Raw genomic sequence first — 17,051 nt, 5'->3', positions numbered from 1 at the left:
ATCAGTCCTTGATACCCCTTCTGTTTATTTATATATGTTGGTTGTAGTACTTCATGTAAAGTGCTAAACCTCTTAGTAGTTCACCTGTATAGAATCCAAAGAACATAGAGTTGTTCTGTGCTGTAGTAGGTGTTCCACTTCTGATAGCTGATGACCAGCCACCATTCATTACGTGATTAGCTGAAACTACGTTATAGTTCTGTTGAATTTCCGCGAATAGTAAATCAAGTAATTCGTGATCTGGATAACCTGCTATTGCCATCATTGAAGCACCAGCAAGCCACAAACCAGACATATGACCTGTAAAGCCATCATAGATAACTTCACCTGTATCTTTAAATCGTGTTGGTGCGTGACCATCATTATTTTTCATGAACCACTTTAAGTAATTCATCCAGTTCTTACAGTACGTAATAATGTTCTGTGGAATAGCATAATCACCACGTTGATATAGCTCATGAACTACATCACAACCTGCAAAGAACGCACGAGGTTCATAACCTGACCATGCTTCTTCGTACCAGTGCTGCATAATGAATTGATCCGGTTTACCATCAGGGGCATATGCTAAAGCGTCCTGACGGTTCCATACATAAGCCTGAGCACACGGGCCAGGTAAAGTAGGATGGAATTTATTAGTAAACCAGTCCTGAGCATCACATAAGAACTTAATACTATTATTTAGTCTGGTTTGATCAATTGTAGTACCTTTGAAACACCATATAGCAGGCAATTGATAACCAGGATATGGTAATCCACGCCAACCGGAATACAATTGAGCATATGGATCTGTGATGTTACTAAATGGTATTAGTCCTGGTGTATATGAAAGGCTATCAAGCATGTAATTACGGATTACACAATCACCTAAACGTGCTGTATATCCATTACCAGTACTATCATTGAATGTTAAACTTACTAATACTGAATAATCACCTGTACCACCATCGTTATAAAGTGCTGGTAAATCGTTAACACAATACCAGTCAATACGACCTGAGACACCATCAACCGGATCGGTATCAAGTAATAGTGTAAACTCTGTACGTCCTGTTAGTGTTGGTTGTCCTGGTTGTTCATCACCTTCTCCATGATCCGGTTGATAAGAACTCAATTTAAAATCCAGTACATTAAACGTTTGTGTTACCCATGCCCCGTTGCTTGCTGGTAGCATAGCCCACCAACGCCAACCAAGATCATCAACAATACGGATATTAAAATCATCAGCATATGTTCTGTATGTGAAGCTGTTTAAATCCTGTGTTTCATCATCAAAGATCCAGAAACCAACTGTAGAACTACCGTCAGAATCCATAGTAGTAGAAATCACGTTGTCATAGTATGTTCCAGCGATACCGGAAACATATTGTAAGGTAGTTACTGTATTATCCCCATAGTCAGATAACATACGCATATCTGCTGTTAAGTACTGTCCACCGTCTGGTTTAGCAATACGTGTAAAATGATTCATCGGTATATCCATAGATATAATACTGTTGTCAGTATTGGTAATGGGTAAACCGCAACGGTATCTTATAGCACCATCTTCTGTTTTAGTTTTATTCACTGTCATTGCTACAGCAAGGCTTAATGGTTTGCCAGTGGTATCAACACCACTATATTCAACATGGAAAGTTGAACTATTATTAAATTTGAACCATATAGATTGTTGTTCAAGTGTTGTTTGTGCTGAGGCACTTTGATTGATGACTATATAGCCATCTGAATCACGTGAATATGATGCTACTTGATTACTCGGATAGAAATAATCATATGAAATACCATCAGTAAACGGCGTAATAGCAATAGTACTTTTACGAAAGAACATATCAAATTTATCAATATCGGAATATCCAATACATGTAAGTAGTGAGTTCTGCCATGCTAAGTAATAGATACGCTCGCCTGTGATATCCCATAGTAGCTTTGCCGCCTGACAGAACCACAATTCAGCATCTGATGCGTTATCAGCGAAATCAAGTGAACCGTAGTTATCAATGGGTACGTTTACTGGCCTGTTGTGCCAACGTTCATTACGTCCCATCAGATAACCACCCTCTGATACAGGGTTCTTTGTGGCGTAGTTGAATCGGTAATTACCGTTTATAGACGTGTCCTTGAGCTGGACTGTACCGATCTGGCTTGTTAGTCCTTCTGCCAGTACATCACCATTGCTATCTACCTTGCGGCCTGTACGGTCAACAATCCAATCAACTTCATACGTAGGTGCTTTAGTATCCCAATCTATGGAATCTTCATTAGCTAACCATGCGTAGGCTGTTGCGTTTACCTGATTCCAACCAAGCCCCGCTCTTTCGGGAAAGGCAAACCATACAGCATCAAGATATTCACCATAGTTAGGTGAACCATGAGGTATCTGTGTTTGTCCGTTCGTCCATGTGAACAATACGCCCTTGAACCCGCCGTGAGTTGGATACTCTGGATCTAATGGGTAATGTGCCAGTACTGGAGCCTTACCATTACAGATCCAGTTACAACGCAATGAACCATCAGGTGGATCGGGAAACGCTACACCACGGAAGAACGCCATGTGATAGGCATTGAAAAAGTCTTTAGCACGTTGTAGGTAGTACGGTTCTTTGGTTGCCTGATACGCATAGATAGCACCAAGAATTGCTAAGGATTGCCCTTCTGTGGTTGCGTCACCGTCAGGCATCGCCTCCCATCCAGTTTCCGCTATAAAGTGCCTGTTGTTACATATAACGTTTTGTGGATTTAGTACATAGTGATCTGTTTTATTATCATTAACTAAACCCGTGTTACGTTCTAAAAATTTCCAATGCCCTTCAATCATCTGTTGGGCATTGCTGATATTTTGTTTTCTTATCATTCTTGTAGATCCGCCATTAGTAAGGAGCCGTACCAGGTACTTCCTCCATCTATTGACAAGAATTGAATTACATCAATTGAATCTTTCGTAAAGGTTAATACTGGTTCACGCCCATAAGACCATTTAACATTAGAAGGCCATGAAATTTTATTTGCCCCTGTTCCTTGTGTTAATAACATCGTGATAGTTTGACTGTTTAAATTACTTCCACTCGCATTTATAACACTGAGTTGTGTTACTGGTGCTGTTAGAGTTGCTTTGAAAACACGTTTACCATCAGACATATCAAGTTCTAATGTATCTTCTACGTTATTTATTGTTAGAAGGTCTTGAGTAATAGTTACTTTGGTATCAATGTTCGCTTGTAGTGCGGCATCTTTGGCATCAATTTGTGCTTTTGAATACGTTCCTACATCGTTATAGTTCAAGGTTACATTACTGTTTAAAGCATAACCGTTAATCGTAGTGATACGTAACGCGAACAATCCGTTGCTTTCAGTACGGGAATATACATCACTAATATCTGCTGCTACTAATTGAATGTTAGTACCAGATAATGGCTTGTTATTGATTAAGAACGTCTTAGGCACATAAGTACTATTACTATATGCTAATGATGCCATATCAGTAAGTTGTGCTGCCGTTAGTGTGATATTGCTACTCAAAGGCAAACCGTTAACAGTAACCGTTTTAGCAACAAAGGTATTATTAACCTGTGTCTGTGAATACACATCAAGTATATCTGCCGCTACTAAGTTCAACGCCGTTCCTGATAATGCGTGTCCATTTAATTGAAACACTTTCGGTACTACGTTTGAATCAATGTAGGTCTTAGAGTAAACATCACTAATATCTGCTGCTACCAAAGTAATGTTGGCTGTAAGTGCTTTACCATTGACAGTACGTGTGATTGGTACGTAGTTACTGAGATCGGTAGCTGCTGCCGCACCAAGTTCTGTTAGCGTTGGTTTATCAGCACTGGTGTAGACCTTGTACCATGCCCCGTTACTTGCTGTTGAGAAGTTACGAAAGTTGAGTACTGGCGTACCGGTTTTGCTCATTACCAGTTGAGTACCGTTAGAACCATCAAGGTTAGTGATACCCAACATATCAACACCTGTTGGTGCGTTGGCTGCTGCGATCTTAACGAATGAGTTACCGTCACGGCCTTGATAGCTTGGAAACTCGTTACCGTTCGAACCAACACCCCAATCACCGCGATAGAGTTCAACTACTGACTCATCAAGAATACCTGCTGATACCTGGCTTTCTGGTGTGAATACGTAAGAGCGGGTAACAACCTGATCCATATCCGACGTATCGGAAACGCTTGATAAGTAACCGTTGTAAAGCACATAGTTTACGGTAGTATCGTTTGAACCTTCATCAAGCATTTCTACCTTGACCTGTACTAATTGCTGAGAATCAACAACAGAATCAAGTACGGCGTTTTCACCTGGAATATAGTTAACTGAAATAGTCATATCACCATATGAACTATCACCCGCTACTTTAGAGGTGTAAGTACTATTATATGTTTCTACAGTTGAAACAGAAGTTGATTCACTAAAACTTGGAAATGCTGAAAGGTTTTCTACTTGAACAAAAGTACGGGCATTTGGATCAACGTTGGTTGTATCGGTATTAATCCATACTGTAGTTAGATTCCCTAAAAATGTTTGAGCCATAATTATTCCCCATAGCTAAAAGATAGAGTTTGCGTGTGTACATAAGCGGTTTCCGTTGCTTCGGCTTGAGTAGTCATTAGGCTATCTTCAATACGGATATTGAATAATGGCATTGGAAGTTGCTGGTTTAGTTCATCAAAGAAACCAGATGTATAAAGTGCTTCAAGAATCTTTTCTATTTCATCTGAAGCACTTTTAAATGATTGTCCGACAGCTACAAACTCAACTCGAAATTCACATAAATTTCTAATAGTTGAAGGTACGATTTGATTGTTTACAATTTGATTTGCTTTAGCTATCTGTGTACGTTGTACAGAAGAATCACCAATGTAAACCATTGTAGTATTATCTACTGATGCTTTTGATGGATATTGTAAATTAACAATCACTGCTAATTTATTAATCAAATACTTTCTTATTGTATAGTCTGCCGTGAACATATTATATTTCCTCTTCTAAATCGATCTTGCGAATATAGTGATAGTTAGAGATACCGCTTGTATCATCATCTATTCTATTTACTAGGTATTCGGTGTTATCAATTGTGAAGGTACTATTTAGTTTGATTCCTGACTTGGCACTAAAATATGTTACGGTAGTTTGACTATCATCGAAAAAAAGCTCGTCTTGTTCAAAAATTGCGGTAATCGTTATTGATACACCATCTTGAACAATGACGAGCTTTTCACCAAAAGCATTAAGTAGTGACTCTAATTGTGAGTTACTAAAAAATGCTCTCATTTATTTCACCATTAAGCGGATTTAATTTTTAGATTTACAAACGCTTCATCATGAGCAATAGCAGTTGCTAAGTACTGGAATGAACGGAATACAGTAATTTGTGCGGCACGGTGAGTAGTAGTGTCTACATCAATTTCTTGACCGTCTGACCAGTTAGCAATGATTAGGTTACGGAAATCACCGATGATTACAGAATCAGCTTCAACAAAGGTAGATTCAATTACACGTACTTCATCGTTTAGCCACATATCAAAACGATGACCTTCAACCATAGATACGGCTGCGGTGTTACCCATTACTGCGGTTTGACGTAGTTTAGCCAATGTACTTGGGTGCATTACTGCGACACAAGAACGTACATCAACGTTAGCAACACCAAGTGCTTTAATAGCTTCTTGTACGTCTGCTACAGTCATAGTACCTACTGCTGCGGTTTCCACTTCTGGAATAGCTGCCTGTAGGGTAGAGAAGATCTGAGCTTCAAGACCATTAGCCGCATAGCGGATTAGGGCATCTTGAACAAAAGTAGCTGCGGTATCAGAACTTAGCATTAGTTGCTTAGTTACTGGTACTGAACCCGCGAACATTTTTGGAGATAGCTTGATTGAATCAAAGTTAGAGATAGATTCTGTTACCGCATCACCTTCTTCGTAGAACTTAAAGTTACCTGGAGCCGCTGGAGTTAGACCAGTTAGACGAGGAATAGAAAGTACACCACGATAAGCAAGGCCACTATAGATAGTTGGATTTAGGCTACCAAGAATGGATTGAGCCAATAGAGCGGTTAGATAAGAATCCGCATAAACAGTTTTAACTGTACCTGCTGCTGTTTGAGTATCGGTATTAGCACCAAGAGCACGTGAAAAATCCATTTTGAAACCGCGTTGACCTTTTTCAAGTTCAACTTTTACAGAATCAAAGTTATCTTCGTTGATACTACGGATTAGTTCACCAATTACATTTTTTTTCATAAGATTAACATCCTTGTTAATTAGATTTGTTTCTTTATTTAGGGATCTGGTTTGAACTTCCTGTTTAAACTGTTCAACTGATACACCTGATTTAATTGCTTCCGAACTATCTACGTTGTAGAGTTCAGCAATAGCGGTTAACTCACGAATTCGATATTCGTCAGATTCACCTTTATTTAGTGCGGCACGTTCCTGTGCTTCTACTTCAACAGCATCAGTACTTGCCTGTACTTCTTCCGTTTCAGCTTCATCAATAGGTTCTTGTACTACTTCTTCGGTTTCTAATACTTCTGTTTCTTCTACAGGTTCTTGTACTTCTTCTGGAGTTTCTAATACTTCTACTTCTTCTGTTTCAGTACTTTCTTGTACTTCAACTTCTGTTTCTTCTACGTCATTAACTCGTAGTTCTTCTTGTTGGTTTTCAAGTTCCATTTGTTCACCTTCACTAAGTTGAATTTCATTTGTATTTAGTGAACGTGAAACACCAACAAAATCATCTGCGGGTACAGATACGCTACTTACTTCATATGGCGACCAAAGATCTACAATTAGGTTTTCACCTTCGATATGGTATGATTCAATGTTGTACCCTACTGAAATCTTTGTACGGATACCTTCCTGAATCATTGTAAAAATAGTTTCTGCTGCTTGAATTGAAGATAGTTTTACCGTCGCACGGCATACATGATCACTGTCTACTCTCGCATCTAATACAACTCCCACTTGTCGAGTGAAATCATGTTCTATTAGTAATGGAGCACCATTAAGTAGGCGAGAAAGATTTACGGCATCTGGAGTACATTTAAGAATTTCGTTTAGTACACCAAGCCCATCACCAAAATCACGTTTAACAGGTGTTTCACTGGCAAAGGCAATTTCAATAGTTCGATTCTCTACATCAATAGCTTTATTTATCTTCTGTAGGTTTAGTTCCCTCGTTAGTGGTTTCTTCATCCTGAATAACTTCCTTTGTAGTATTTATTGTTTGTGCTTCCTCCAGTTCAATTTCTTTCAGTACTTGATATGGGTCATAGCCAAATTCAGAAACGACCATAGAACGGCTTTTGATCTTGTTATCGATCATTAATACCTGTGTTTGTACATCTTTAAGAGGATCAAGTGATTCAACGAATTCACTAACGTATTTAGCGTTTACTAATTTATCGAAATCACTAAAATTAAGGTTCAAGCCCTTATTACGTAACATTTCAGCTTTTAGCCAACGTGAATAAATTGGTTTTAGTACGAATGTGGTTAAGGCATTTGTACGTGTTTTGAATGTTTGACGTTGTAGGCGATCTGTTAGCTTCGCTGCTGAGAATGACGCATTAGCAGTACTACCACTTAGCGATTGTTCAGTAATACCAAGTGACATAGCGATCTGTTGCATCTGAGCATTAACGAATTCGGTAATACCATCTGTTGCCCCATTTGGGTTCACACTCGTTACGTTCTGCCCTGGTTGAAGTTCGACTAAAGCACCACTTTGTAGGCTGTCATTTTCATAGTAATCAGGTTCATATCCTTTCATAAAATCAACATCTTCATCATTACTTGCTGAGTTAGTAATGAATGCCATTGCTGAGGCAGAAAGTTTTTTAGATATGATTGCTGCTTTAATGAATGCTTCAAGGTCTTTTAGTAATGTAGTACCAGCTACAATATCTGGAATACCACGCTGTTGATTTGGATAATCTTCAATCATCAGGTGAAGCATTCTTGATGCTGGGATAATGTCATAGTTACCAATCTCATATGTATATGAAGTTGGATTAACCTTAGTTACATAGTACTCAATAGCCTTTCCAAATTGATCAAAATGGATGCCGTTAGATACATAAGTACCATCATCAAAAATACGATTACCAATTACAGGTACTCGCATAGAATCAATGAGTTCAAACTTAACAGTACCGTTAACATCATGAACAATAATAAACGCTTCACCGTCAATACTACGTGTACGTTCTACTAAACGCTGGAATGCTGCTAAATCCATCTTGCCATTCATACTAAATGCTTCTGGATTATCTGCGTACTTATAGAACAAGTGTTCAAGTTCTTCATTGATAGCTAAGTTTTCTTCATTATCATCATGAAGATTTACATCAGGACGAATATATAAGCCGGATGCCCCTGTTACGCCATCAGAGTTCACTTGAAAGTACTTTCTTGCTATACCGTTGTTTAGACTTAGTTCACGTGATTTAGCTACTAATGTTGGCAACGTCATATTGATAATACTATTAATATTACCTGCCGTATTACCTGCTGAGAATCCAAAACTGATAATCGGTGATTGTGAGTTAGTACGGATTTCTTTTAGTTCACGTTTTAGTGCGTTATCGGTTAGCTGCTTACGTTCAAATTGTTTTGGTTGTTGTGGTACTTGTACAGGTTCATCAATTTTTTTCCTTTTCCAGAACATTATTTACCCCTGTTAAAAGTAGTTATAGATTTAATTGGATTACCAGAGGAAAGCCCTTTCATACGTGCTAATTCTTGATTAGCAAGTTTCATATAGTGGGTACGTAGTCTTAGTAATGAGTCCATAGATTCAGTTGTTAGGCTTTTATTGTTGATGCTCTGTGAGATAACACCACCGCCTTGTACTTTGGATTCTATGACAATATTTATTTCATCAATAATTGATAGGTATTGATTGTATTTATTAGCTGTCGCAGTTGGATCTACTATCTGGAAAGTACGTACAGCAAATGTTGTATCATTAATAATTGCTGTATATGCACCTGGTTTCCATGTTGAAGTATCTATTGTTGTGTATGGATAGCTGTATGATTGCTTTACACCATCCACACCAACAATATCTACTGTAGAATCTGCGGCAAAACTAAACACAATGCTTTCACCTTTGATAATATCTGAGGTGAAATCAACGCTGCGTGTTGCCATGTTTATTCCTTATTCATTAAACCAGTTTCTACCACTACCCATACGCCTTTTACGCTGTTTACGTACTGGAACATGTTCTGATGGTGATTCACTGATTTGTGTTTCTTCACTGTATTTAGCTTTTGCCACGTTAGTATTATATTTTCTAAGTTTCTTGTATGCGTCTGTACCAAGTTTGTTTAGCATGTATTCAAAACTAATTAGGCAGTAATTCAATGTGTCCAACATTTCGTTTCTATCATCTTTAGAACCGCTGCGTTTCACCCATACTAATTGACCACCTTTCATTACACGTTTTTCACTGGTATATTGAAGAAACGCATCATCAGGTAAACTATAACTAAAGTGGATTTTCTTACCTTCATGTTCTTCTTCGTTCATTGCTGCGTTTAGTAACTTACGGATACGGTTCTTACCTTCGTTAACGTTCAATAGCATGAACTTATAACCACCAGATGTACTTTCTTTATATAGTGGAATGGTTGTACGTCCATCACCCTTGATAGGTTTGTATATCTCATTCCCTTTTTTATTACAGAAACGGTAAATGGTGTTGGTTGCCGCACCGTTAGAACTATCTACCCATACTTGAAGTACTCGTAGTGGCGTGCCATTCTTGGTTTTTAACTTAGTATTATTTATGAAACTTTGTAGTTCAGTATAAGCTGGTGAATCATATTTATTACAATCCACTGCAAAAAAGCTACGATGATCGAGTACATAATAATTCTTTTCTGATATACCAACTAACGTACATTCAAGGCGATCTAATTGTTGGTCTATGGCATATCCCACACCAACACAATCATTAGGAATGTTATTAATATCAATATCAAAATCACGTAGCTGTTCCAGTAGTGCTAAATCATGCTCAACGTTTTCTTTATCAATGTACGGTTCACCCAATGCGTTATTGACGAATCGCATATGGTCAAAGTTCTTAAATGCTTCGGCAAAGTCCTGTACCAGCTTGCGGATCGACGAAACCGGAGAGTACAAACGTGATATGTGGTAGCCCCTTACATCCTTAATCTCTGGATGTGTTGCGATCCATCGTCCTTGTGATACCGCTCTTACTCGTTCTGCTTCGCTGTACTGGTGTTTACAGTGCGGGCATTCAAGATAGGCTGTATCGGCATCAGGGATAGAACGGCGGCCACCGTCGATAACCTTCCATTTGAATTTAACGTTTTCCCATATCAGGCGTTGTTCATCACCGCACTTAGGGCAAGGCACATGAAAGTAACGCTGATCGCTCATAGCAAATTCCTGGCATATGGGATCATCCGGTACTAACGGCGTAGAGCACATCATGATTAAGGAATCGCGGAACGATTCACAACGCTGTGATACAAGGGCTATGGGGTTCCCTTCATCACCGTCTGTCTCAACGCCTGAGATCTCGTCACAAAAGACACGTTTAGCAGTTAGGCCACGTAGCGTAGATGGTGAGTTAAGAGAAACAAAGTAATTGAATGTACCAACTGTTGTTTCCTGGGTTGTGGCATCATTTGTTTTTGTTTTATCTGATTTACTTGTGATTAATTTAGCAAGTGATGGTGTTAGTTGAATTGTTGGATCGTACTTACCATTCTTGTACTTCTTAACTGTGTTTGCTGTTGTACCAGCAATAACCATATTTGATGGATCTGTTTGAAGGAAGAACAAAGAAGCACCAGTGACTATGGTCGTTTTTAAAAGCTGTGCTGAACTCATTAGCACAACCTTACGTACTCCAGGTTCAATAATTGCGTTAAGTGGTTCTTTCTGGAATTCGTATAAACGCATTGGTGAACCTTGTAACTCACCATCACAAAACTTTAAGTTCTTCTCTACCCAATCACTCGGTTTTATCTTCTGAGGCGGTAGGATGTTCTTCACTGCCTGATTCAATATCTTCAATAATTTCTTCTGATTCTGAAATTCCATTTTCATATTCTTCTATTTCTTCCTCGTACTCGTAATTTCCAATATCACGTAGTACTTCATCTATTTTATCTTTGAGTGTTTCCCTCAATTGGTTAGCATCTTCACTACTGAATAGTTCTACGTATGTTGTGTTAGGAATACTACGCAACATGTTCTTTAGTTGAAGTAAGTAGCTTGATAGTGATTCAGTTACATAATCAACCTCAATTAAATTACGTCTTAGTTGATCCGCATTCATTTCTTCAATGTCAGCTTTAGCTTTTGCTAAACGTAATTGTTCACGTTGGGTTTCTTCTTTTAGATCTGTTTGTCCTCTCAATGGTGTTAGTACGTTGTCCTGTACCCATTGATATATTTCTTCGTCTGTTTGGCTTATATCTAAGCCTCTGGCTTTCCAATCACGGCTAACAGTTGCCGGATCATAACCGTATATATTTGCTATTTGTAGGTATGTCATAAAATCTCATTGAATGAATTAGGTCCAAAACCTTATATATTTTTTAAAAAGGGTGCGGCGAAACTACGCGGTGTTTAGAAAGTTCAGGGAGAACCTATTTGATATAAATTCTCATTTATTCAGTTATTTTTCTTCTCTGAATTCATTTATCAATAGAGCAATTCGATAGTTATCTATAGGTCTACCGTTCAATGATTCATCTTGTATTAGTTCCTGAGTCAAGCACTGTAGATAGTCGAGGTGTACACGCTCTGAGCCTTTGTAATTGTCTATTGTATTCCAGTCATAAACCCATCTACCGATTGTGTAGCTGTGCTGGTGATTCACCGTAATGTATTTATAGCTGAGTACTAAACTGTGATGGTTGATGAATAGCTTGTATGATTCATCAAACGTGATATGAGCGTTGATTAGCTTATCGGTACGGGAATACTCATAACCTGTATAAGTACCGTTTATGATGCTTGTAGAGCCTTTAGGGAAGTGTAATGTGATGTTCATAGGTATACCCCATAGTTGTTGTCTATAGGGTATTTACTATGGTGTTATAGAAGTGTGTGAACTTTATTGAATGGTACTGAACGGTATAGATAGCCCTGAACCGCTGTTACTCCAGCATCGCGTAATATTGGTAGCTCTTGGCGTTGCTCTACTCCCTCTACGATCACATAAGGGCAGTACTTCATGATGTTCTTCATCAGTACGTTGAATGTTGGTTTCTGTACTTCCTGACGGTAGAACGCTCTATCAAGTTTTACCGCCTCATAGCATCCAGTAGTTAACGCCGCTACGTTAGCCTGACCGGAACCAAGATCATCAAGGAACAAGCGATAGCCAACGTTTAACAATGTTCTGAGTATCGGATGTTCAATACCCTTTTCAAGACCTTCAAAATCTTCTGAGATCTCCAGCCTCACAAATTCCAGCTTATCCAATAACTGAATAATATCCCTGTCAAAGACACATAGCCGTGCTTGTACGGTATCAACGTTAACGGTACAGAAAAGCCGGTTATCTCTGAACCAGGCCGCATAAACTTCTACGGCCTCTAATTGTTGTTTCAGTAGTTCCTTCTTCCCTTCAACCGTCATAGCCATGATGAAGTACTTACTGTTCAGCACTGGCATATCTTCACGATGGAAGCGGGTTAACAGTTCACAGCCTATGAGCTGGCCTGATGTTGTCATGATTGGTTCTGCTATGAAGGTAGTATTGATCATCCCTGCTTATCTCTAAAATTGGTTAATGATCAATTATTGATCGTTTTTAGATATCAATAAAAGACTAACCATACTAAAGAAGATTACTTAACTCATTGAAAATGATCGTTTTTATATATTTTATGGTGTTTTATTTGGTACTGTATATAATTACAGTATTCTTGGTTTTGTTTGGAGGGTTAAGGAATGGGCAATAAGAACGGTTACGATCCATCCATACGTAGAGGTGTTCATCAGTTCTCACACGCTGGGGTTTGGTTCACGGTCTGTTATCGGGGAAGTGTTCTTGAGCAATTCAAGTTTGGCGATCGGGTGATATTTGAAGGTTCTGTAGGAGGGTTGTTCTGGCTGGGAACGGTTGAAAGGGATTGTTTTGTACTGATTAGCGAAACGCCATTTAACAGGGTTCTGGATGCTTTGAGTTATCTACATGCTGAACACCGTGTGATTGAACAACATGCTGATGATTGGTTTTGTGGGCAAGAAGAATTACCGTTTTAGACTCACTCCACACATGCCCACAACAACCCCCTATTTAGTTGTAGCAGCACTAGAAAAACATACGGCTATTTGATGTAGATTTGAAATTAGTTAAATAAAAATTAATTACGTTAAGTACTCTTGATAATTCATGGCAGACCAGATTTAAGGTCTGCCAAATAAAACATGTGATTAAATTAGTCACTCATACGTTCTTTTTGCTTCTTTGAGAAACTTCAATCAGAATAGCCTCGTCGCCATCCTTATTCCAAACGGTTTCATTTAATCCCCAATAAATGAAATACGCCTTAGCACCACTCGGTAAGGTATGAGTACCAAATTTACCATTTTTTGTGAAAAGAAGAACTAAATCATCTTTATCAAGTGTTATCGCAGGTAACTCATCAAAATCAAAAACATGCCTATGTTTATTTGATGTACTTCCATCCCCATGATAAGTAGAATCTGAAAGTATATAATCCCAAAGGTTGGCTTGAGAATCGGCTACGAGTACAATATGTTCTTTGTCTAATTCCCCATGCCCTTCAACATTTAAAACTCTAAGATCCATGATATATCCTATATTTTCAGAATCGAGATATTACAGTTCAATATATTCCATTTATAACTTTATTTGTCAATTAAATTTTTCAATACTTGAGGCATTTGACAATCTGAGATAACCTCACCAAGTATCATCTCGACATGTGGTTAATCGCGAATATTTTTAACGCAGACCTACCCATTACTGTCTTTTTGCTCTCTATATGTCATCATAAGTATTATTAGCATAATCAATAATTACTCTGCTTACATTCAAAAAAAGAAGTCTGCTAATGAGTACTAGAGATTTGTTTGTTAAATTCACACCCCCACCCACACTTTAAACAAACCAACCCATAGTGAGGGGGGCGTGAGTCTGAAAGTGTACTTGTTGTTGATACAATGGTAAAGTATATTTAGTGATTTAATCGAAGAGTTTACACATAATGGATTTAAAGAAAACTAATTCAGTCTTATTAGGAATCAATATTTTTTTGTTTCTTGTTGCTAGTTTAGTCTTTATCAAGGTTCTTTTTTTGGATGTAGAAGGTTTTGAGTGGGGATCTGTTAGTGATTGGTTCAGCACCGTTTCTTCAGTACTAACTACTTATATTGCTTATCGAGCATATAGAGAAGCACCTAAATGGATTAATCAAAAACAAAACGATGCTGGATTTGGTATTGTAACAACACTTATGGCTGAGTATGATCAGCAAGTGCTCAATATCCAACGTATTCATTTCGATATTCTTACTATGAAATCTGCTGATGAAAAGTTTGATAGTCTTATCGCTCAAATCACAAAAAATATTTACACTGCTTTCGATTTAGACAATAAGTTAACTACTTTAAGTAGATGGAACATAACATTTCCTCAAGAGGTAGGTAACTCATTTGGTAGACTTTCAGGATATTATAACCAGGCTTTCGGTATTTTGATTTTTAGAAAAACCACTGGTGATACTTACCCTGACCTATTAATATCAAAATTAGAAGAGTTGAAAAGTCAAATTTTATTAGATCACTCAAATTTAAAAATAGAAATCAGAAAAACATTTACTTTCCCACAATAAAAAAGGCCACCTTTTAGGTGGCTAACAATTTATATCAACAATCAATTTTTTTCATATTTAGCGATGAATTTAGGTTTATCTGTTTTACCCTTAATATTAATACTATCCTCAGAAATACCATTTGCTTTAAAAACTGACTTCACTTCGTTTTCATCCATTCCTATGAATGATCTTCCAATGAATGTTTTTGCGTCAGTTTTTACTTCATACTCAGTACCACCAATAACAATTATTGTTGTGGTCATTGTACGACTTGATTTTTGTCTATTATCTTTAGCTCTTCCCGTCCTTTCAATTTCTACTACTTCAGGTTTTGGGATAAAACCTTTTTCTACTAGTTGATTAATCAAAACTTGGCGGGTATCAGCATCAAGTTGATCAATAGAAGCAGCAATATCAGCACTTTTTTTAGTGTCTATTTCTTTCTTATAGGCATTTGCGATGTTAGTAAGATTAGTTGCCATACGAAGCAATTGATTAATGAATTCTTCTGCTTCTTTCTCTGACTCTTTTTTGAAGAGTTTTTCTAAGATATCTTTTTTGCTGTCTTCAAACTTAAAGTTAAGTGCTGAGACACGTTCAATAAGAGATTTGAATGAGGTGTTTGTTAAATCATAAACAATACCATTGCTGTTAGTTTCTGTGCTCATCAAGTAGTCTTCCTGTTCGTTTTGTTAGTACTAAAAAGATTCCCGGATAACAAAAGCACTGTCAATAAAATTTAGTTTAAGTTACAAAATTAAATGTCGTGTGTATGTCTTATGATTAGATTCAGTGTTTGCGTACTGATAGATACAAAGGATAAGGTAAGTACTTCACCTGTGCCAAGGGTTACGCTTGAGTAGTCAGATCTTAGTTGTAAGTAGCACTCTACCCCATCTAGGGCATAGTACAGCCTTATGTTTTTAGTGTTGTTGTCTATGATTCGTACAGTACATCCATATAATACTTAAAGAGTTTTACGGCTTTTATAATGTCCTCTAAGTCTGGGTTTATAAGTCTTTCCTGGAACATAGCCGCTTCATCATCTTCTATAGTTAAGTACCTGTTAGTATCTAAAGGTTCAGTGCGGAATGTTGAGCGGCGTTGTATCTCAAGGTTTGAAGTACCATCAGTTTCAATCCTTATGTTGTTAGTAACATAAAGAAAGTAGATAGTATCATCTTCGTAATGTGTGAATTCAGTTCTAAATGTCATAGGAATATCCTCAAGTGTTTAAGATATTTATGACATATAGTGATTAATAGCGTCCAAATAGAAGATGATAATCAAGTCGATCATCATCATCTAAGTTAGTGAGTTCGATTTGTTCACTGAATCTGTAGCATGTTTTAGCATCATTAATACGCCCTTCTGGAGCATCGCCCATTATGCGTAATCCAAATACCTTTTGATTGGTTATATCGTATGAATCATCGATAGCTTTGATTCTGTACATGTCTGGAGTCCATTCAAATAGAATCCCTGTTTCAGTAAACAGTGCTATCTTTCTAATGTTGGCTTCTTCATCAAAGAATGTGATTTCAACTAATCTATTAGTATCTTGGTTTTCATCAAGGATTTTCCATGTGCGTATATTTGTGTTTTCCATAACTATTCCTTAGTAGTTGGTTATAACTGTATTTACGCTTCATATCAGAATGCCTCTTATGTCCTGTTTTCCTGGTTCTTTTGTTACTATCACGCCCACTCAAACATAGCTGTTTCTTTTACTGGTTCTGGTTCGTTGATCAACTTGTAACCCATATCTACTAGTTGTTCATATAGTTCATTAGTTATTACTGACTCATAGTGTTCACTGTTGCCTTCTGGTAGTGAACTTTTACTTATGTTAGTACAGTAATACCTATTTTTAGCATGAATTAGCTTTTCATCCATTTCATAGTGGATTAGTTTTTTCTTGTGTTTGAATAACATCATTTCTGAGTACTCAAAATGTGAATTACGGTTTCTTAGTTCACTTAGTCTTCTTTCTGGATTAGTAGTGAATCCAAGTTTGATTAGATAAAGGCCAGTGTGAATATTACGGGCTAGTGTCATATATATGAATTGTTCATTCATGGTATATCCTCATTGAAGAGGCAATAAATAGTTCGTCAAAACATTGGGCGGTCTTCGGACTGCCTTTTTTATTGCCTTTGGTTTGTTAGTTAGTTTGCTTGTCCTATGTCGTTTTGCTTTAGAA

Annotated in this window: 18 protein-coding genes; 2 read left to right on the top strand and 16 right to left on the bottom strand. The window is 37.5% G+C overall.

Annotated features, from left to right (window positions below; translation table 11 throughout):
- Positions 1-28: 28 nt before the first annotated feature.
- The 11 genes from MPHASIOC01_RS02310 to MPHASIOC01_RS02260 form a co-directional block, all read right to left on the bottom strand.
- On the bottom strand, positions 29-2,851 hold the full coding sequence (locus MPHASIOC01_RS02310) for a hypothetical protein (protein WP_097494969.1): 2,823 nt from the start codon (positions 2,849-2,851) through the stop codon (positions 29-31).
- Entirely contained in the window at positions 2,848-4,539 is a 1,692-nt protein-coding gene (locus tag MPHASIOC01_RS02305) for a hypothetical protein (protein WP_097494970.1), read from the bottom strand. Before MPHASIOC01_RS02305 ends, MPHASIOC01_RS02310 begins: the two co-directional genes overlap by 4 nt.
- 2 nt (positions 4,540-4,541) lie before the next feature.
- Positions 4,542-4,979, bottom strand: coding sequence for a hypothetical protein (locus MPHASIOC01_RS02300; protein WP_032659446.1), 438 nt, complete (start codon positions 4,977-4,979; stop codon positions 4,542-4,544).
- 1 nt (position 4,980) lies between these two features.
- Positions 4,981-5,280, bottom strand: coding sequence for a hypothetical protein (locus MPHASIOC01_RS02295; protein ID WP_097494971.1), 300 nt, complete (start codon positions 5,278-5,280; stop codon positions 4,981-4,983).
- Between the two features lie 11 nt (positions 5,281-5,291).
- Positions 5,292-7,205, bottom strand: a complete 1,914-nt coding sequence (locus MPHASIOC01_RS02290) for a phage major capsid protein (protein ID WP_353613855.1) — start codon at positions 7,203-7,205, stop codon at positions 5,292-5,294.
- Entirely contained in the window at positions 7,159-8,679 is a 1,521-nt protein-coding gene (locus MPHASIOC01_RS02285) for a phage portal protein (RefSeq protein WP_085178511.1), read from the bottom strand. Before MPHASIOC01_RS02285 ends, MPHASIOC01_RS02290 begins: the two co-directional genes overlap by 47 nt.
- Positions 8,679-9,164 (bottom strand): hypothetical protein, encoded by a 486-nt coding sequence (locus tag MPHASIOC01_RS02280; protein WP_058681385.1) that lies wholly within the window; start codon positions 9,162-9,164, stop codon positions 8,679-8,681. The genes MPHASIOC01_RS02285 and MPHASIOC01_RS02280 overlap by 1 nt, the downstream gene beginning before the upstream one ends.
- Positions 9,165-9,173: 9 nt before the next feature.
- Positions 9,174-11,099 (bottom strand): terminase gpA endonuclease subunit, encoded by a 1,926-nt coding sequence (locus tag MPHASIOC01_RS02275; protein ID WP_097494974.1) that lies wholly within the window; start codon positions 11,097-11,099, stop codon positions 9,174-9,176.
- A complete protein-coding gene (locus MPHASIOC01_RS02270; protein ID WP_063161249.1) occupies positions 11,005-11,550 on the bottom strand; it encodes a hypothetical protein in 546 nt (181 codons plus the stop codon). The genes MPHASIOC01_RS02275 and MPHASIOC01_RS02270 overlap by 95 nt, the downstream gene beginning before the upstream one ends.
- A gap of 123 nt (positions 11,551-11,673) precedes the next feature.
- A complete protein-coding gene (locus tag MPHASIOC01_RS02265) occupies positions 11,674-12,051 on the bottom strand; it encodes a hypothetical protein (RefSeq protein WP_353613854.1) in 378 nt (125 codons plus the stop codon).
- A 44-nt stretch (positions 12,052-12,095) separates the two neighbouring features.
- Positions 12,096-12,737, bottom strand: a complete 642-nt coding sequence (locus MPHASIOC01_RS02260; protein WP_353613853.1) for an EAL domain-containing protein — start codon at positions 12,735-12,737, stop codon at positions 12,096-12,098.
- Between the two features lie 219 nt (positions 12,738-12,956).
- On the opposite strand from MPHASIOC01_RS02260, the gene MPHASIOC01_RS02255 reads away from it, so the two are divergent.
- The gene (locus MPHASIOC01_RS02255) at positions 12,957-13,271 is read left to right on the top strand and encodes a hypothetical protein (RefSeq protein WP_071884830.1); all 315 of its coding nucleotides are present in this window, start codon (positions 12,957-12,959) and stop codon (positions 13,269-13,271) included.
- A 184-nt stretch (positions 13,272-13,455) separates the two neighbouring features.
- On the opposite strand, the gene MPHASIOC01_RS02250 is transcribed toward MPHASIOC01_RS02255, so the two are convergent.
- Entirely contained in the window at positions 13,456-13,821 is a 366-nt protein-coding gene (locus MPHASIOC01_RS02250; protein WP_252069688.1) for a hypothetical protein, read from the bottom strand.
- Between the two features lie 418 nt (positions 13,822-14,239).
- Between MPHASIOC01_RS02250 and MPHASIOC01_RS02245 the strand changes: the two genes are divergently transcribed.
- Positions 14,240-14,866, top strand: a complete 627-nt coding sequence (locus tag MPHASIOC01_RS02245) for a hypothetical protein (protein WP_252069687.1) — start codon at positions 14,240-14,242, stop codon at positions 14,864-14,866.
- Between the two features lie 41 nt (positions 14,867-14,907).
- On the opposite strand, the gene MPHASIOC01_RS02240 is transcribed toward MPHASIOC01_RS02245, so the two are convergent.
- The 4 genes from MPHASIOC01_RS02240 to MPHASIOC01_RS02225 form a co-directional block, all read right to left on the bottom strand.
- On the bottom strand, positions 14,908-15,516 hold the full coding sequence (locus tag MPHASIOC01_RS02240) for a hypothetical protein (RefSeq protein WP_353613852.1): 609 nt from the start codon (positions 15,514-15,516) through the stop codon (positions 14,908-14,910).
- A 268-nt stretch (positions 15,517-15,784) separates the two neighbouring features.
- On the bottom strand, positions 15,785-16,063 hold the full coding sequence (locus MPHASIOC01_RS02235; RefSeq protein ID WP_222135321.1) for a hypothetical protein: 279 nt from the start codon (positions 16,061-16,063) through the stop codon (positions 15,785-15,787).
- A gap of 43 nt (positions 16,064-16,106) precedes the next feature.
- Entirely contained in the window at positions 16,107-16,457 is a 351-nt protein-coding gene (locus MPHASIOC01_RS02230) for a hypothetical protein (RefSeq protein WP_353613851.1), read from the bottom strand.
- Between the two features lie 89 nt (positions 16,458-16,546).
- Positions 16,547-16,927, bottom strand: a complete 381-nt coding sequence (locus tag MPHASIOC01_RS02225; RefSeq protein WP_097494981.1) for a GIY-YIG nuclease family protein — start codon at positions 16,925-16,927, stop codon at positions 16,547-16,549.
- Between the last annotated feature and the right edge of the window lie 124 nt (positions 16,928-17,051).

The sequence above is a fragment of the Mangrovibacter phragmitis genome (assembly GCF_040429585.1).
Taxonomy (GTDB): domain Bacteria; phylum Pseudomonadota; class Gammaproteobacteria; order Enterobacterales; family Enterobacteriaceae; genus Mangrovibacter; species Mangrovibacter phragmitis.
This window is presented reverse-complemented; position numbering and strand designations above follow the sequence as displayed.

What these genes read in the sequence shown, in the direction of transcription:
- MPHASIOC01_RS02290 (WP_353613855.1), bottom strand. Translation starts at nt 7,205, where the DNA reads ATGAAGAAACCACTAACGAGGGAACTAAACCTACAGAAGATAAATAAA.
- MPHASIOC01_RS02295 (WP_097494971.1), bottom strand. Translation starts at nt 5,280, where the DNA reads ATGAGAGCATTTTTTAGTAACTCACAATTAGAGTCACTACTTAATGCT.
- MPHASIOC01_RS02225 (WP_097494981.1), bottom strand. Translation starts at nt 16,927, where the DNA reads ATGAATGAACAATTCATATATATGACACTAGCCCGTAATATTCACACT.
- MPHASIOC01_RS02230 (WP_353613851.1), bottom strand. Translation starts at nt 16,457, where the DNA reads ATGGAAAACACAAATATACGCACATGGAAAATCCTTGATGAAAACCAA.
- MPHASIOC01_RS02250 (WP_252069688.1), bottom strand. Translation starts at nt 13,821, where the DNA reads ATGGATCTTAGAGTTTTAAATGTTGAAGGGCATGGGGAATTAGACAAA.
- MPHASIOC01_RS02255 (WP_071884830.1), top strand. Translation starts at nt 12,957, where the DNA reads ATGGGCAATAAGAACGGTTACGATCCATCCATACGTAGAGGTGTTCAT.
- MPHASIOC01_RS02285 (WP_085178511.1), bottom strand. Translation starts at nt 8,679, where the DNA reads ATGTTCTGGAAAAGGAAAAAAATTGATGAACCTGTACAAGTACCACAA.
- MPHASIOC01_RS02265 (WP_353613854.1), bottom strand. Translation starts at nt 12,051, where the DNA reads ATGAACATCACATTACACTTCCCTAAAGGCTCTACAAGCATCATAAAC.
- MPHASIOC01_RS02245 (WP_252069687.1), top strand. Translation starts at nt 14,240, where the DNA reads ATGGATTTAAAGAAAACTAATTCAGTCTTATTAGGAATCAATATTTTT.
- MPHASIOC01_RS02270 (WP_063161249.1), bottom strand. Translation starts at nt 11,550, where the DNA reads ATGACATACCTACAAATAGCAAATATATACGGTTATGATCCGGCAACT.
- MPHASIOC01_RS02240 (WP_353613852.1), bottom strand. Translation starts at nt 15,516, where the DNA reads ATGAGCACAGAAACTAACAGCAATGGTATTGTTTATGATTTAACAAAC.
- MPHASIOC01_RS02280 (WP_058681385.1), bottom strand. Translation starts at nt 9,164, where the DNA reads ATGGCAACACGCAGCGTTGATTTCACCTCAGATATTATCAAAGGTGAA.
- MPHASIOC01_RS02310 (WP_097494969.1), bottom strand. Translation starts at nt 2,851, where the DNA reads ATGATAAGAAAACAAAATATCAGCAATGCCCAACAGATGATTGAAGGG.
- MPHASIOC01_RS02260 (WP_353613853.1), bottom strand. Translation starts at nt 12,737, where the DNA reads ATGACAACATCAGGCCAGCTCATAGGCTGTGAACTGTTAACCCGCTTC.
- MPHASIOC01_RS02275 (WP_097494974.1), bottom strand. Translation starts at nt 11,099, where the DNA reads ATGAAAATGGAATTTCAGAATCAGAAGAAATTATTGAAGATATTGAAT.
- MPHASIOC01_RS02305 (WP_097494970.1), bottom strand. Translation starts at nt 4,539, where the DNA reads ATGGCTCAAACATTTTTAGGGAATCTAACTACAGTATGGATTAATACC.
- MPHASIOC01_RS02300 (WP_032659446.1), bottom strand. Translation starts at nt 4,979, where the DNA reads ATGTTCACGGCAGACTATACAATAAGAAAGTATTTGATTAATAAATTA.
- MPHASIOC01_RS02235 (WP_222135321.1), bottom strand. Translation starts at nt 16,063, where the DNA reads ATGACATTTAGAACTGAATTCACACATTACGAAGATGATACTATCTAC.